A 14,230-nucleotide genomic window follows, 5' to 3' on the forward strand; every position below is an offset into this window, starting at 1 on the left:
GGTCTATGGCTAAAGTTTCGGTCTATCACGCCGATAAGCCGGGTATGCGAACGAGACTACACGAGGATTTTCACTCATGGCTCTAGATATCAATCGCCTGAATCCGTCCTCCACTTCCGGCATGGGCGGCACCAAGGCTGCAAGCAACAAGGAAGCGGCTCCGGCTCAGACCAGCGATGTCAAAGCTACCACCAGCACCGCCTCCGGCGAGTCGGTCAGCTTGAGCGCCCAGGCCCAGCAACTGAGTTCCCTGACGGCAGGGCTCAAGGATTTGCCGGTGGTCGACAGCGACAAGGTCAGCCGCCTGAAACAGGCCATCGCCGATGGCTCCTACAAGGTCGACAGCCAGAAGGTCGCCGACAAGCTGATCGCCCTCGAGTCCTGAGACAGAAGCGACGGGTGTACCTGGTGAAAACCTAAATCAAGAGATCCAGAGCCATGCCCGCTACTCCTCTCCTTACCATTACTCTTACCGACGTTGAGCTCGCCGAACAGTTGCTCGTACTCCTGGAGGACGAGTTTCAGGCGCTCGCTCAACGCGAACTCGTCGCTCTGGAAAATCTGCTCGGCGGCAAGCAGATCATCCTCAAGCAGCTCGACCAGCACGCCCAGCACCGCTCCAGCCTGCTCCGTGCGGCGGGCTTCAGCAATGATCTCAGTGGGCTGCAGCAGTACGCGAGCGGTCAGGAGGAAGGACAGGATCTACTGGCGGCTTCCGCACGACTGGGCGAACTGATCGACGCCTGCAAGCAGCTCAACGTGCGTAATGGCCAGATCATCCAGGCTAGCCAGGTCGGTACATCGCGCGTGCTCAACCTGCTACAAGGCAGCAGCGCGACACCTACCCTCTATAATAGCCGCGGCAATCAAACCCGTAGCGGCTATCAGCGACCATTGAGCTCGGCCTGACGACCGTCGTTCGTCTGCTACTGCGTTTTAGCTGCATTGCTGGCAGGTAGCCATTATCCTTGCGTACCGCCATTTACAGGAGTTCCCAGGTGCGAGGCTCTTCCGTCAGCGACAACGCGCCCCAGCCGCCCCAGGTATACCGCTCCATGGGAGAGATCCTGATGTGCCTGCGCCCGGCCGTCGAACAACATCTGCCCCTGCGCATCACCTTCGGCCAGCAAGGTCCGCAATTCCAGAGCTTCATCGTCCAGCTCGACGAGGCCAAGGGACTGATCGCCCTGGACGAATTCGTCCCTAGCGATGGCGAACGCATGCTGGAGCAAGGCCTGCCCTTCCTGGTGGACAGCTTCCACGATGGCATCAAGGTGACCTGGCGCAGCGAACAGCCCGCGCGACGGGGAGATCTCAATGGCACGCGCTGCTATTGGATCGCGCTGCCCAGCGCCCTCACCTACCATCAACGGCGCAATGCGTACCGCGTCAAGCTGCTGCTCAATCGTCCGGCGAAGGCCAAGCTGCTCCAGGGCGGTGATCAGCTGCAACTCCAGGGACAGCTGATCGATCTGTCGGCCACTGGCTGCAAGCTGCGCTTCCCCGGCAACATCACCCATCTGTTGCAACCCGGCCAGTTGATCCAGCGCTTCACCGCCGAGCTACCCATAGGCACCATAGAAGCTGCGGTGAACATCCGTCACGTGGCCTGCCTGAGTCGCCTGGAGTACAGCGACGTGGGCGTCAGCTTCGATAATCTCAGTGGCGCGGACCAGCGCCAGATCGAGCGCTTCGTCTATCAGCTGCAGCGGGAAAATCGCCGCTTCGAATGAATGACGGCAGCGCGCCCGGTCGATCCGGGCGCATCGCGATCACGACGTCGCCGGCTTGGCTGGCGTCTCGTCGTGCCCCTCTTCCGTCGCGGTAGGCACTGTCGCCTCTTCCACCGCAGCTTCCGTCGCTACAGGTTCGCCTTGCATCTGCTCCTGCACTACCTGGGTGTCCACCCGCGGATCCAGGGCGGCGGCCAGGGGCGAGCTGGTGGAGCCCTCGGGCATGGGCACGTGGTTCAGCGGCGCCTCGTCCACCAGGTGCTTGCCCGTGACGGCATCGGGCCGAATGCGCCAGATGAGGATGCCGCCGCAGAGTACGACGAAGGCATAGAGCATGTTCGGGCCGACCAGATTCATCAGGGCGCCCACCACCAGCGGACCGATACAGGCCCCCAAGCCAAAGGTCACCAGCAGCATGGCGCTCAGGGATACCCGCCGCTCCCCCTCGATATGGTCATTGGACAGGGCCACCGCCAGGGGGTAGAGCACGAATTGCAGCAGGCTGGCGATCAGGCCCAGCGGCAGCAACACCACCGGCGGGACATGGGGCAGCACCGCCAGCGGCAGGGCCGCCACGGTAAGGGCGATAGCGACCATCCGGATCAGCCAGCTGCGATCATGACGATCCGAAAGCCAGCCGATCGGCCACTGGGCGATCAGACCGGCGAAGATGCAGCAGGCCATGAACAGACCGATGCGTTCGGTCGGCAGACCCTGGGCGCTGGCGTAGAGCGGTGCCAGGCCGTAGAAGGCCCCGATCACCAGTCCGGCCACCAGGGTGGTGGTCAGGGACTGTGGAATACGCCGAATGAAGAAGGCCGGCTCCAGCGGCGCCGGTTTGAGCGGCGCCGGGTGGATCTTGCCGGTCACGGCCACCGGCACCAGGCACAGGGCATAGCAGATGGCGACCAGCATCACCTTGTCGACGCCAAGATCGGGCGAGGCCATCAGCACCAGTTGGCCCAGCGCGAGGCCGAGATAGGAGGCGGTCATGTAGCCGGAGAACACCTTGCCCCGCTCGCCAGGGCCGGCCTGCTCGTTCAGCCAGCTTTCCAGCACCATGTACTGGCACATCATGCCCATGCCGATGAGGATCCTGAGCGCGACCCAGACCGGCAACCAGGGCAGCAGGCCAATGCCGAGCACCGCGGCGCCCGCGACCCCGGCGCAGGTGACATAGGCGCGGATATGGCCGACCTTGGCGATCAGTCGGTGTCCCAGCTTGCCGCCGATCACCAGTCCCAGGTAATAGGCGGCAGTCAGGGCACCTACCCAGAGTCCCTGCACCTGCTCCGCGGCCAGCCGCAGCCCCAGGTAGGTGCTCAAGAGACCGGTTCCGATCAACATCAACAGCGTCGCGAAATAAAGTCCACGAAACGCCGACAGCACACGCCCCATCACCTACTCCATCGTCTCTTGGAAGCTGTTTACGATCTCGCGAGCTAGAGCCAGACAAGGCCTGGGTGGCCCCGCGAAACGCCCGAGAAAGCCCAGTTTACGAATGGTAAACGAGCATTTCGACGGGGGCCGCCTAAGCGGGGCTAGCCTTCCTGGGCTTTCTCAACGCCGTTTGGCCGACGCACAGTAGATCGTGAACAGCTTCTTCCGCACCGGGCGAGCGCGACGGGATCAGCTTCGTCGTTGCGCCGCCATCTGGGCATCTGCGCCCAGGCGTGGATTGTACTGCCCCGCACAGGCCTTCATCAGTACCTGCAGTACCGAGAGATTACCTCTCACGCTACTGATCTTGGTCGGTACCTCGCCCTTCGGATAGCGGCGCACGGTGGGGAGTTCCACGCAGCGGTAACCTAATTTCGGCACGCGATAGGACAGATAGGCGAGCAGCTCGTAGGTGGTGAATTCGTCACGGAACGGTGCGACCCGGGGATCCAGCAACATGGCCCGGCTGTAGGCGCGGAAACCCTGGGTGGTATCGGTCCAGTGGAAGCCCGACGCCAGGCTCAGCATGGGCGCATGGATGAAGCGGATGGCGAAGTCGCGGGACTTGGGGGTGTTCTCCGCCACGCCGCCAGCGAGGAAACGCGAGGCCTGCACGAAGTCGTAGCCCTGCTCGATGGCCGTGATGAAGCGGGGGATCGCATCGGGATCGTCCTTGTCGTTACCGTCGATGGTGACGATGCCGGTGTAACCCTCGTCGAGCACGAAGGCATAGGCGCAGCGCAACTGGGCGCTGAGCTTGCCGGGTGCCGTCTTCACCAGCAGACCCCGTACGCCCAGCTCCTGCAGGCGCTGGGGTTCCAGAGAGCCATCGGTGCTGCCGCCGTCGATAATGATGACATCGGCGATGGCGGCGATGTCTATCGCCGCCATGCGCCGCAAGAGGTTGAGGATGCGGTCGCCTTCGTTGATGACCGGAATCACCACGCAATGCGGGCGGCTACGGCCATTCCAGAAGGTCGTCTTGTAGCTGGGTACCTGCCAGAGGGCACGCTCGGCGGCGGGAATTTGAGTAGTCATGGATCCTCCAGGGTCAACCGACACGGGCCGTGATGAGCGCCACACCGGCGATGATCAGCACGATCCCCGCCGCCGTGGTCCAGGGAAAGGCTTCGCGGAAGATCACCACCGACAGCAGGGCGACGCTGGCGATGGCCCCGGCGGTAAGGACCGGGTGCGCGACGTTCAGGGGCAGCTTCGCCAGGGCCGCGGCGTACAACAGGAAGGCCAGGCCATACATGAACAGGCCGAGCCAGAAGGGCCAGTTGGCCAGGGCGCCCAGGGGATCGCTCAGGCTAGGAAAGCGCCGCGGCGGCAGCATGGCAAGCTTGACCAGCACGCTGGCGGAAGCGTTCGAAGCGATGCCAAGAATCAGGATCAGCCACTTCATGCGGCTGTCTCCGGCAGATCGCGGTAGGCGCGGATCGCCACCTGCACCCCACGCTCCAGCGCTGCCAGGTTGGAACCCTGCTTGGCCGGCAGCATCTCGATACTGACGACCTGCTCCGGCAGGCGCCGGGTCAGGGCGAAGGCGATCCCCTCATGGTTGGTTCCGCCCTCCCCCAGGGTCACCAGGTCCGGCTCGCTGGCATGGACATGGCCGATCAGCTCGGCGTGCTCTTCCAGTACCCGAGCGGCATCTTCCTCGTTGATGGTCAGGGCGCCGGTATCCAGCTGCATGCGGATCGCCGGGTGATCCACCGCCCGTACCACGGCGGCAGTGGAGTCGCTGTCGATCATGAAGTTGGCGCCATAACGCGGTGGATTGGGCTCCAGGCAGATCAGCACACCGCGGGCCGCGGCTACCTCGCCCAGACGACGGAAGAAGGCGCTGGCCTGGGCCAGCGCCTGGTCGTCGCCCAGGCCGGAGCGGTCCCGATTGCGTGGCGAGCCGAACACCAGGCGCGTGGCGCCGAGGCCTTCGGCGACCCGGCAGACACCCTCCAGATGCGCGAGCAAGGCCTGCTGGACGTCAGCGTCGCCGAACACGTTGAGCCCCGAGGTACCGAATAGCAGGGCCTGCATGCCGGTGATCTCGATGCCCCGCGCCTGCCACGCCAGTCGTACCTGTTGGATCTCCTCGGCGGTCGCGGTCTTGGGATCGGCGAAATACTTGCCGGGCGCGATGTCGATGGCGTCCACCCGGTATTGCTGCAGGATCTCGGCGACCATGGCGTCGTCGGCGGTCTCCCAGGCGATGTTGGAAATGGCGACGCGCATCACTGGCCCTCCGCCTTGATCACCGGCGGTTCCGACTGCGCATAGGCACGGACCGCCAGCAGGGTGTCGCGGGCGCTGTACTGGTAGCCGGTACGGCCGCCGAACACTTCCGCATGGACACTGCGGAAGTCGTAGCGCGCCGGCGTCCCTTCCAGGGTGTTGCCGAATTCCCGACCGAATCCCTGGCTGGCGATGTCCGCCACGCTGATGGGCTCGGCGGTCAGGTGGACGAGTTCCAGACCGGCCGCCTGGGCGGTCTGGATGTCGTAGCCGAGATTGACCATGGGATAGAACTGGAACACGCCCCGGCTTTCCACCGCCTGCAGGTTGTTGTCGTTGAGCAGGTCGTAGATCACGTTCTTGCGCAGCCCCGGGCCGACCAGGCCAGGCAGGCGCACGATCAGGGCCTTGGCGAAGTGCTCGCGCACGAACTGTTCGAGGCGATAGCGATTGGCACCATAGGCATGCAGGCCCTCTTCGTCCACCGGGGTGGTTTCGTCCACGCCGAGCGGGTGCTTGAAGACGTCCACGGTGCTGATCAGCACGAAGGAATCGCACTGGATGCGCGAAAGGTGGGCGATCAGCCCATCGATCTTCTGGCGATCCGCCTCGGGATCACGGTTGGCGATCCACTTCTGCGCGGGCGCACCGGCGCAGATGACCTGGCCATAGGGCTGGTCGCCGATCTGATCGATATTGGTGGAGCGAAACAGCGCACCGAAGGCCTTCTGCTTGAGCAGCGTCGACCCCACGAAGCCGCTGTACCCTATCAACGCGTCGGTCTTCATGTTGCTCACCCCTTGGTCTTGAATCTCAGGCAATAGTCCGGTTGGCACTCCTCGACGGGGTAATGCTCGTCCAGGTAGGCCTTGAGTCGTGGAAACTTGTCGTGCATGGACAGGTTGTTCAGGTTGAACGACCAGAATGTCGTGGAATACACCACCGCCGGCGGATCGGCCCGCTGCAGATCGCTGAGCAGGTCCGCTTCATAGGGCGGCGTGGCATAGACCGGATAGATGTACTTGGTGCAGGCCGGCAGGTCCGTCACGCCATTGATCACGCCATTGTTGGCGAGGTCGAACACGCACTGGGCGCCGCTGTCCAGCAACCGCTGCGCGGCCCACTGCACGCCGGGCGTCGCCAGCGCCGCATCGTCCGGCATGGCAGCCAGCTCGGGGACCCAGGCGAGTCCCTGGGACCAGACCCGCTCGACCGGCGACTTGTAGAGATTGAACGCCGCCAGCAGCAGCACCAGGGCCGCCAGCGCCGGCAGCAGCAGACGCCGGGTGAAGGCCAGGAGCGCCCCCCCCAGCAACACGGCGAAGAAAGGTGACGGATTGAGCCCTACCAGCCCGAGCAGCACCGCTGCCGCGACGAAGGCGTAGGCAGCGCGCGGATGGGCCGAGAGGTCCCAGCCGCCGTTGCGCGCCAGGCGCTGACGGCGCGCGGCGTAGAGCAGGCTCAGCAGGGGTACCCAGAAGCCCATCTGGATATGCTGGAAGTCCGCACGGTTGACCCCGATCTTGAAGAAGATCGCGAGCAGTACCGCCAGGGCACCGATCAGCGGCAGATCCTCGCTCCAGCGCCACGGCCAGGGCAGGCAGCGGATCAGGGCAAAGGCCGCCAGCGCCGTCGGCACCGCCAGCAGCAGGCTGAGCGCCAGCGGACGGGCGCTCAGCCCATAGCCCCACTGGGAAGAGGTTTCGAGCAGGAAGGTCAGGTTCTTCACGTAGTCGGTCAGCGCGAAGAAGTCGGTCCCCAGCCCCAGCCAGGCGACGGTCACGCCGAAGGTCAGGATCGACAGCAGGTGGCGACGCTGCAGCAGCAGCGTCAGCAATACCGCCGAACCGATCGCCAGTACCCCGGCGATACCGCGATCGTAGGACCAGAACAGGTTGAAGCCGGCGGCAAGGCCCAGCAGCAGCTCGCAGAGCAGTCGTGCCGTGGGGGTTTCCACCTTGCGGTGCAGGCAGAACAGGAACAGCGACAGCAGCAGGAAGAGATCGCGGTAGCCCACCACCTGGGTGGCCAGCGCTCCCACGGCAACCAGCAGGATCAGCCGGCCGCGGCCGTTCGGCAGCGGGCAGAGCAACAGCGCCGTCCCCCAGAGCAGCAAGGCTGCGGCGGTATTGCACAGGCCATAGAGGAGCTGCGTCACCAGGAAGGTGTGCTGCGGCCCGAACCAGCTCTGCGCCAGCCACACCGGAACGAAGTCCAATCCACCATGGATGGTGAAGGCATGGGCACCCGGCTGGCTGTGCAGCAGGGTCGGCAAGGTGGCGAAGTATTCGCCCTGATGGAAGGGATCGAGGATGACGCCCTTGCCGAACAGAAAGAAGTTGATGACGGAAAAGACCAGGACGGTGATGAAACCGGCAACGCTGGACGCCCCCCTGGGCGCCGCTTCAGTGGAAGGGTTCCGCATCGAGGCGCTCCAAGGCATCGAAAATGTTGTCGATCTTGCCGCCCAGCATCGAATAGCAGCCGGGCAATTGCGGGTGCTGTTCGAAGAGGATGGGACGGCCATCGTCCCCCTCGTTCTTCATCAGGATGGTCTTCACCTCGAACAGCGAATCGCGGTACTCCACTCGTGCCACATCCGCCATGTAGCGCGACACGTCACGCACCATCCAGTCGACCCGGGAGGCACGATCGTAGTCGTCGAGCAGCCCATAGGGATCCGTGCCGTTGACATCCTCCCAGTTCAGGTGCGGCGTGTAGCGCACGTGGGACAGGGTGTGCAGGCCCCGTGCCGGGAACGGCATCATCGAGAAGAAGGGGCCGTCCATCACGGTAACGCCGAGATTGCACAGCTCCGGCGGCATCTGCACCAGCGCCATCTCGGTGATCTCGTGGCGCAGGCGGGTGGCCGTACCGGGGAAATCCCCGCCATACTGGTTGAGGCCGCTGTAGGTGCAGTTGAACAGATAGCGGCCGTGCCGTTCCTGCTGGGCGCCGCCCTTCCCCACCACCTCGACACTCAGGCCATCGGCCGTGCCATGGATGGCCGTGACCCGGCTGTCGAACAGCAGCTCGACGCCGGCGGACTCGAGTTCACGCCCCACTTCGGCGGCGAGGATGGCCGAGTTGAAGGCGTATTCCTCGGTCAGATAAACGGCTTCTATGAGTCGGTCATCGAAGAGCCGGGAGAACTCTTCCGGCGCCGGCTGCAGCGACGCCTCGATACCTTGGCAGAAGCGTTCGAACTGCTTGGCAGTGACCTTGGAGTTGTTGCGGGCGATGGCGTACAACTTGGTGAAGTCCTTCACCACGACATCGGGATAGTCCTGCAGAAAGCGCGGCAAGTTGACCCGGCTGCGAAAGGCCGTGACGAAACTTCGCGGATAGTGGTAACCATTATGGACCCGTGCCTGATTGTGATAAGAAGCACGCTTCAACAAACCCTGCTCGCGTTCGATCAAGGTGACTTTGGCGAAGCCTCTTACCCGCATCAGATACAGGGCGGTCATGGCCCCATAGAATCCGCCCCCTATGACGATCGCGTCTTTCATGATCGTCCTCAGGCCACGCCGGTCTGGGTGATAGGTCTCGCGCTACCGCCCTGCACTACTTCCACATTGAGCTTGTCCCGACGGGTCATGACCGCGCTGGTGAACTCCTGGGCCACGTGATACAGCGGACCTTCATTGGCCCTGTGGGTCAATTGCAGGACATATTCGCCCAGGACCAGCAACACCAGCGATATAAGGAAGAACATGCCCGACTGCTGCAACGAAATCGTCACCCAACCTGGAGCCACGTCATCCTTGAACAATCCTATGGCGATCACGTAAACGGAATAGAGCAGGTTCGACAAGGCGCCGACGATGGACAGGAAGCTGACCATCCGCATCGGCTTGCGCGTGGACGACACCAGCAACCGCGCGCCCCGGTCGAAACTGCCGGACAGCCGCTTGGGCCGGACATTGCGCGGCGGCACGCTGTATTCCAGGTTGCTGCGGGAGAAGCCCGCGGTGGCAGGCAGGTGACGATAGGTCAGCGCCGGCGCCGGATGGCGCAGGATGTAGTTGATGACCTTCTTGCTGAGCATGCGGTACTGGGGCGCATCCTTGGCGAGATCGACCCCATTGAATCTCTTGTAGAGGCTGTTGAAGCCCTTGGCGCAGAGGCTGTACGAGAGTGTCTGCCGAACTTTCTGCTGGTTATTGGCGAACACCACGTCGGTACCTTCGGCGGCACGACTCAGCATGTCGGGCAGGAAGCCGATGTCATCCGTTTCGGGATCTATAACTACCGCGAAGTCACCCAGCGCGTTCTCCAGGCCTACCCAGGCAGCGGTATCGGAGTCCACTTCCTTGGTGAGGGCATATACCTGCAGATTGGGAAGTCCATCAACACTGGTCAGTTGCTTTAATCGAGCTACGCTGTCATCAGCGGACGCGTTATCGACGATGATAAGTTCGTAGTCACTTACCAGAGGACCGACGACAGCCGCGGCACGCTCCAAGGCGCTCTGCAGCTCAGTTGCCTGATTACGAACGACGAACACGACTGAAAGTAGGACGGGATAAAAGGCCATGACGCGAACCTCCAGAGGTGTTCCAGATTCATGCAATGCAGACGGTTAGCCATCGGAGAGTACAGATAAATTCGTCAGGTTTTATTCTGCTGCGCTACGCTGTGACCATAGCCACAAATCGGTATCTGAAGAGCCTGGAAGTCGGACAGTGTCGCTGTTTTTATCCTATGCTGCCGAACTGCTGTATCGGTTCGGCAAGGCGATAGGGTCGGCTGAAAGCCGAGAAGAAGAAGAACGGAAAGGAATCTGGTGTCCCAGAGTGGGGTCGAACCACCAACCTTCCCCTTAGGAGGGGGATGCTCTATCCAATTGAGCTACTGGGACAGGAAAGGGCGACCATGGTAACGATCACCAGGAGGTTTGTCATGCCTCCACTGATGCCGACCAGACGCGCTGGAACGTCGGCTGCCTTGCCGTTCGAGCTTATAGTTTTGCAATTTAGGCAGTACGTCGGTAAATTGACGTCAATAAAAACAGTTACCTAGGGAAGGGTGTTCTCAGCGTCCCAGGTGCCCGTGAGTGCTAGCGGAACGAACGAGGGCTCACGCCTTCACTGATTTTTGACTCCAGATGAAGTACCTCAATGACCCAGGCCATTAGATCCTACTCAAGCCGTACCGCTGACAAATTCGTCGTGCGCCTGCCCGAGGGCATGCGAGAGCGCATAGCGGATGTGGCCCGCAACCATCACCGCAGCATGAACTCCGAGATCATCGCGCGTCTCGAGCAGAGCCTGCAGCAGGAAGGCGCCCTGGGCGACGAACCAGGCTTACGCCTGGACAGCCCGGAGATCAACGCCAACGAGCGGGAGCTGCTGCAGCGCTTTCGCCAGCTGTCCGGCCGACAGCAGAACGCGCTGATCTCCCTCATTGCCCACGACATAGACGCCGCTTCCTAGCCATGGCCAGGCTGCCCGGTGATCGGGCAGCCCGTGGCAGCCAGCCCCTGGCCTACATCAGGAACAGGGTGGCGAGTCCCAGGAAGATGAAGAAGCCACCGCTGTCGGTCACCGCAGTGATCAGTACGCTGGACCCCATCGCCGGATCACGGCCGAAGCGCTGCAGCGTCATGGGAATGAGCACGCCCATGAAGGCGGCGAGCAGCAGATTCAGGGTCATGGCCCCCATCATGACCAGCCCCAGCGACCAGCTGCTGTAGAGATAGAAGGCCACCAGGCCGATCACCCCACCCCAGATCACCCCATTGCACAGCGCCACGCCCATTTCCTTGCGCAGTAGGCGCGCGGTGCTGGTCACGCTGATCTGCCCCAGGGCCATGGCCCTGACGATCATGGTGATGGCCTGGTTGCCCGAATTGCCACCGATCCCGGCCACGATGGGCATGAGCGCGGCCAGGGCCACCAGCTTCTCGATCGAACCTTCGAACAGGCCGATGACCCGCGAAGCGATGAAGGCGGTGATGAGATTGGTGGCGAGCCAGGTCCAGCGGTTGCCCACCGATTTCCACACCGAGGCGAAGACATCCTCGTCTTCGCGCAGACCGGCCATGTTGAGAACTTCGCTCTCGCTCTCCTCGCGGATCAGGTCGACCATCTCGTCGATGGTGAGACGCCCGATCAGCTTGCCGTTCTTGTCCACCACGGGCGCGGAGACCAAGTCGTAGCGCTCGAACGCCTGGGCAGCGTCGTAGGCATCCCCGTCGGGATGGAAGGCCACCGCCTCCTTGGCCATGACGTCGGCCACCAGCTTTTCCGGATCGTTGACCAGCAGGCGCTTGATCGGCAGGACGCCCTTGAGGATGCTGTCATTGTCGACGACGAACAGCTTGTCGGTGTGGTCGGGCAGCTCCTTGAGCCGCCGCAGGTAGCGCAGCACCACTTCCAGGGCGACGTCGTCACGGATGGTCACCATCTCGAAGTCCATCAGGGCACCGACCTGGTCCTCGTCGTAGGACAGGGCGGAACGCACGCGCTCGCGCTGCTGGGCGTCGAGGGCTTCCATGAGCTCATGGACCACATCGCGCGGCAGGTCCGGCGCCAGGTCGGCGAGCTCGTCGGCATCGAGCTGGCCGGCCACCGCCAGGATCTCCTGATCGTCCATGTCGGCGATCAGGGTCTCGCGGACCGCGTCCGAGACTTCGAGCAGGATCTCGCCGTCGCGTTCGGTCTTGACCAGCCCCCAGACGGTCAGCCGATCTTCCTGCGGCAAGGCTTCCAGGATGAAGGCGACGTCGGCCGGGTGCAGCTCGTCCAGGCGCGCGCGCAGCTCTTCGAGGCCTTCCTCGGGAATATCGGCGGGGGATACGGGGCCGCGGTCCTGGTCTTCACGCGCCTCGACGGCGAGGTCGTAGCGCTCCAGCAACTCGACGACCTGGGCGAGCCGCTCTTGCAGCGTCTCGTGGGGCTTTCTGATCTCTGCTTCGTTCACTACGGTCATAGCGCACTCCGGCCCGCCGGCGGAGCACACCGACGAACCCTATCTCAACAACGGGACGAAAAAGGCGATTGAGTGTTGACTGGGTAAGTCCATAAGGGGGATGACCACTGCCCCGGCGGGGCTGACGGCGGGGATGATACACCGGACCGCTTACGGGTGCGAAGGCAAAAGGTTTTCAAAACAGCTATTTGCAAGGCTCCAGGCGGGTGTGAACACAGTGCCCCACCCCTCGTCGCGAGCCCCCCGCTCCGCTAAGCTTGAGCCCCTACGTCAAGGAGGACGTCCCATGAAGAAGCTGCTCGTACTCGGCCTGTTGCTGGGCTGCACCACCGCGCCAGCGGCCACGGTGTATCGCTGCGAAGATGCCGCCGGCCATGTCACCTTTTCCGCCACGGGCTGCGCCCCGGACAGCGATAGCAACCTGCAGCGTGCGGACAATCCTCGTCCGGGCGGCGCCAAGCCCACCCTGATGGCGAAACCGAAAGCCGCGCCCCGCAAGCGCAAGGCACAGGAGCCGACGGTAGTCGCCGCCAAGACGGATGGGTGCGGTGACCTGCTCAGCGCCAGCGAAAGGCGCCAGGCGATCATTCGGGGGCAGGTGAAGGCCGGCATGAGCCGCGCGGACGTGGAGAACGCCCTGGGCCAACCACAACGGATCTCCCAGTTGGATACCCTGACTCGCTATCACTACGAGGCGCGCCAGCGCAAGGAGCGCTCGCGTCTGGTGACCTTCGACGAGCACGGCTGCGTGCGTCGGCGCTGACGCACGCAACCGCTCGGGACGCGTCAGAGCACGGCGCGAGGATAGGAGCCGAGGACCTTGAGCGCGACGGCGCTGGCAGATAGTCGCTCCAGGACGTCGCGGATCAACGGATCGGCCTGGTGGCCGACGAAGTCGATGAAGAAGACATAGGTCCACTTGCCGCTGCGCGAAGGGCGCGTCTCGATGCGACTCAGGTCGATGTTGTTGGCGTGGAACGGCAGCAGCAGCTCGTGCAGGGCGCCCGGCTTGTTCTGCATGGAGACGATGATGGAGGTCTTGTCGTCGCCACTGGGCGGCACGTCCTGGTTGCCGATGATGAGGAAGCGCGTTGAGTTGTCCGGCCGATCCTCGATCTTCTGCTGTACCGGGGTCAGGCCGTAGAGCGAGGCCGCCATGTCGCCGGCGATGGCCGCGCTGTTCCACTCCCCTTTCACCCGCCGCGCCGCTTCGGCGTTGCTGGCCACCGCCACCCGCTCGACGCTCGGGTAGTAGGAATCCAGCCACTTGCGGCACTGGGCCAGCGACTGGGCATGGGAATAGATGCGGGTGATGCTGTCGGCCTTGGTGTTCTCGCCGATCAGCAGGTGGTGGTGGATGCGCAGCTCCACCTCGCCGCAGATGGACAGGTTGTGTTCGAGGAAGCTATCCAAGGTGTGGTTGACCGCGCCCTCGGTGGAATTCTCCACCGGCACCACGCCGAACTGGGAGGCGCCGGCGGCGACCTCGCGGAACACCTCGTCGATCGCGGCCATGGGCCGCGTCACCACGGCCTTGCCGAAGTGCTTGAGCGCAGCGGCCTGGGAGAAGGTGCCTTCCGGGCCGAGGTAGGCCACGTGCAGCGGCTCTTCCAGGGCCAGGCAGCAGGACATGATCTCGCGAAACAGCCGCGCCATGTCCTCGTTGCCCACCGGACCGCTGTTACGCTCCATCACCCGCTTGAGGACCTGGGCCTCGCGCTCGGGTCGATAGAACACGGGCTTCTCGCCCTCCGCCAGCGTCTTCATCTTGACCCGTGCCACGTCCTGGGCGCAGCGGGCGCGTTCGCTGATCAGCTCCTGGATGCGTTCGTCCAGACTGTCGATCCGCAGGCGCAGGGCCTTGAGCTCGTGTTCCGACATCG

Annotated in this window: 15 protein-coding genes and 1 tRNA gene; 5 read left to right on the forward strand and 11 right to left on the reverse strand. The window is 63.5% G+C overall.

From position 1 onward, the window contains the following. Positions 1 to 76 precede the first annotated feature (76 nt). The 3 genes from flgM (at position 77) to RND78_RS10205 (ending at position 1,733) form a co-directional block, all read left to right on the forward strand. Entirely contained in the window at positions 77 to 385 is a 309-nt protein-coding gene (gene flgM, locus RND78_RS10195; protein ID WP_312728373.1) for a flagellar biosynthesis anti-sigma factor FlgM, read from the forward strand. A 53-nt stretch (positions 386 to 438) separates the two neighbouring features. After that, positions 439 to 909, forward strand: a complete 471-nt coding sequence (locus RND78_RS10200) for a flagellar protein FlgN (protein ID WP_312728375.1) — start codon at positions 439 to 441, stop codon at positions 907 to 909. An 89-nt stretch (positions 910 to 998) separates the two neighbouring features. Beyond that, positions 999 to 1,733 (forward strand): flagellar regulator YcgR PilZN domain-containing protein, encoded by a 735-nt coding sequence (locus RND78_RS10205; RefSeq protein WP_312728377.1) that lies wholly within the window; start codon positions 999 to 1,001, stop codon positions 1,731 to 1,733. A 39-nt stretch (positions 1,734 to 1,772) separates the two neighbouring features. Here RND78_RS10205 and RND78_RS10210 read toward each other — a convergent pair whose 3' ends face one another. The 9 genes from RND78_RS10210 to RND78_RS10250 form a co-directional block, all read right to left on the reverse strand. After that, a complete protein-coding gene (locus RND78_RS10210) occupies positions 1,773 to 3,131 on the reverse strand; it encodes an MFS transporter (protein WP_312728379.1) in 1,359 nt (452 codons plus the stop codon). Positions 3,132 to 3,362: 231 nt separating this feature from the next. Beyond that, a complete protein-coding gene (locus RND78_RS10215) occupies positions 3,363 to 4,211 on the reverse strand; it encodes a glycosyltransferase family 2 protein (RefSeq protein WP_312728381.1) in 849 nt (282 codons plus the stop codon). Positions 4,212 to 4,224: 13 nt separating this feature from the next. After that, positions 4,225 to 4,581 (reverse strand): SMR family transporter, encoded by a 357-nt coding sequence (locus RND78_RS10220; RefSeq protein WP_312728382.1) that lies wholly within the window; start codon positions 4,579 to 4,581, stop codon positions 4,225 to 4,227. After that, a complete protein-coding gene (locus RND78_RS10225; RefSeq protein ID WP_312728384.1) occupies positions 4,578 to 5,411 on the reverse strand; it encodes a sugar phosphate isomerase/epimerase family protein in 834 nt (277 codons plus the stop codon). The genes RND78_RS10220 and RND78_RS10225 overlap by 4 nt, the downstream gene beginning before the upstream one ends. Next, a complete protein-coding gene (locus RND78_RS10230) occupies positions 5,411 to 6,199 on the reverse strand; it encodes a pyridine nucleotide transhydrogenase (protein ID WP_312728385.1) in 789 nt (262 codons plus the stop codon). The genes RND78_RS10225 and RND78_RS10230 overlap by 1 nt, the downstream gene beginning before the upstream one ends. Positions 6,200 to 6,204: 5 nt before the next feature. Then, the gene (locus RND78_RS10235; protein WP_312728387.1) at positions 6,205 to 7,836 is read right to left on the reverse strand and encodes a hypothetical protein; all 1,632 of its coding nucleotides are present in this window, start codon (positions 7,834 to 7,836) and stop codon (positions 6,205 to 6,207) included. Then, positions 7,817 to 8,923, reverse strand: coding sequence for an FAD-dependent oxidoreductase (locus tag RND78_RS10240; protein ID WP_312728389.1), 1,107 nt, complete (start codon positions 8,921 to 8,923; stop codon positions 7,817 to 7,819). The genes RND78_RS10235 and RND78_RS10240 overlap by 20 nt, the downstream gene beginning before the upstream one ends. 8 nt (positions 8,924 to 8,931) lie before the next feature. Then, the gene (locus RND78_RS10245; protein WP_312728392.1) at positions 8,932 to 9,951 is read right to left on the reverse strand and encodes a glycosyltransferase; all 1,020 of its coding nucleotides are present in this window, start codon (positions 9,949 to 9,951) and stop codon (positions 8,932 to 8,934) included. Between the two features lie 247 nt (positions 9,952 to 10,198). After that, a tRNA-Arg gene (locus tag RND78_RS10250) sits at positions 10,199 to 10,275 on the reverse strand. Between the two features lie 259 nt (positions 10,276 to 10,534). Between RND78_RS10250 and RND78_RS10255 the strand changes: the two genes are divergently transcribed. Then, the gene (locus tag RND78_RS10255; protein WP_295518957.1) at positions 10,535 to 10,849 is read left to right on the forward strand and encodes an Arc family DNA-binding protein; all 315 of its coding nucleotides are present in this window, start codon (positions 10,535 to 10,537) and stop codon (positions 10,847 to 10,849) included. Positions 10,850 to 10,901: 52 nt separating this feature from the next. Here the strand turns inward: RND78_RS10255 and mgtE are convergent, their stop codons facing one another. Next, the gene (gene mgtE, locus RND78_RS10260) at positions 10,902 to 12,347 is read right to left on the reverse strand and encodes a magnesium transporter (protein WP_409457038.1); all 1,446 of its coding nucleotides are present in this window, start codon (positions 12,345 to 12,347) and stop codon (positions 10,902 to 10,904) included. A 286-nt stretch (positions 12,348 to 12,633) separates the two neighbouring features. Here mgtE and RND78_RS10265 point away from each other — a divergent pair, with 286 nt between their 5' ends. Further along, a complete protein-coding gene (locus RND78_RS10265) occupies positions 12,634 to 13,110 on the forward strand; it encodes a DUF4124 domain-containing protein (RefSeq protein WP_312728400.1) in 477 nt (158 codons plus the stop codon). Positions 13,111 to 13,133: 23 nt separating this feature from the next. Here RND78_RS10265 and pheA read toward each other — a convergent pair whose 3' ends face one another. Continuing rightward, positions 13,134 to 14,228: a prephenate dehydratase gene (pheA, locus tag RND78_RS10270; RefSeq protein ID WP_312728402.1), complete on the reverse strand. Its 1,095-nt coding sequence runs from the start codon at positions 14,226 to 14,228 to the stop codon at positions 13,134 to 13,136. Positions 14,229 to 14,230: the final 2 nt, after the last annotated feature.

The organism is Pseudomonas oryzihabitans (genome assembly GCF_032027545.1).
Taxonomy (GTDB): Bacteria; Pseudomonadota; Gammaproteobacteria; order Pseudomonadales; family Pseudomonadaceae; genus Chryseomonas; species Chryseomonas oryzihabitans_F.

Coding starts and splice junctions, on each gene's coding strand:
- flgM (WP_312728373.1), top strand. CDS start 77: ATGGCTCTAGATATCAATCGCCTGAATCCGTCCTCCACTTCCGGCATG.
- RND78_RS10200 (WP_312728375.1), top strand. CDS start 439: ATGCCCGCTACTCCTCTCCTTACCATTACTCTTACCGACGTTGAGCTC.
- RND78_RS10210 (WP_312728379.1), bottom strand. CDS start 3,131: ATGGGGCGTGTGCTGTCGGCGTTTCGTGGACTTTATTTCGCGACGCTG.
- RND78_RS10215 (WP_312728381.1), bottom strand. CDS start 4,211: ATGACTACTCAAATTCCCGCCGCCGAGCGTGCCCTCTGGCAGGTACCC.
- RND78_RS10220 (WP_312728382.1), bottom strand. CDS start 4,581: ATGAAGTGGCTGATCCTGATTCTTGGCATCGCTTCGAACGCTTCCGCC.
- RND78_RS10225 (WP_312728384.1), bottom strand. CDS start 5,411: ATGCGCGTCGCCATTTCCAACATCGCCTGGGAGACCGCCGACGACGCC.
- RND78_RS10230 (WP_312728385.1), bottom strand. CDS start 6,199: ATGAAGACCGACGCGTTGATAGGGTACAGCGGCTTCGTGGGGTCGACG.
- RND78_RS10235 (WP_312728387.1), bottom strand. CDS start 7,836: ATGCGGAACCCTTCCACTGAAGCGGCGCCCAGGGGGGCGTCCAGCGTT.
- RND78_RS10240 (WP_312728389.1), bottom strand. CDS start 8,923: ATGAAAGACGCGATCGTCATAGGGGGCGGATTCTATGGGGCCATGACC.
- RND78_RS10245 (WP_312728392.1), bottom strand. CDS start 9,951: ATGGCCTTTTATCCCGTCCTACTTTCAGTCGTGTTCGTCGTTCGTAAT.
- RND78_RS10255 (WP_295518957.1), top strand. CDS start 10,535: ATGACCCAGGCCATTAGATCCTACTCAAGCCGTACCGCTGACAAATTC.
- mgtE (WP_409457038.1), bottom strand. CDS start 12,347: ATGACCGTAGTGAACGAAGCAGAGATCAGAAAGCCCCACGAGACGCTG.
- RND78_RS10265 (WP_312728400.1), top strand. CDS start 12,634: ATGAAGAAGCTGCTCGTACTCGGCCTGTTGCTGGGCTGCACCACCGCG.
- pheA (WP_312728402.1), bottom strand. CDS start 14,228: ATGTCGGAACACGAGCTCAAGGCCCTGCGCCTGCGGATCGACAGTCTG.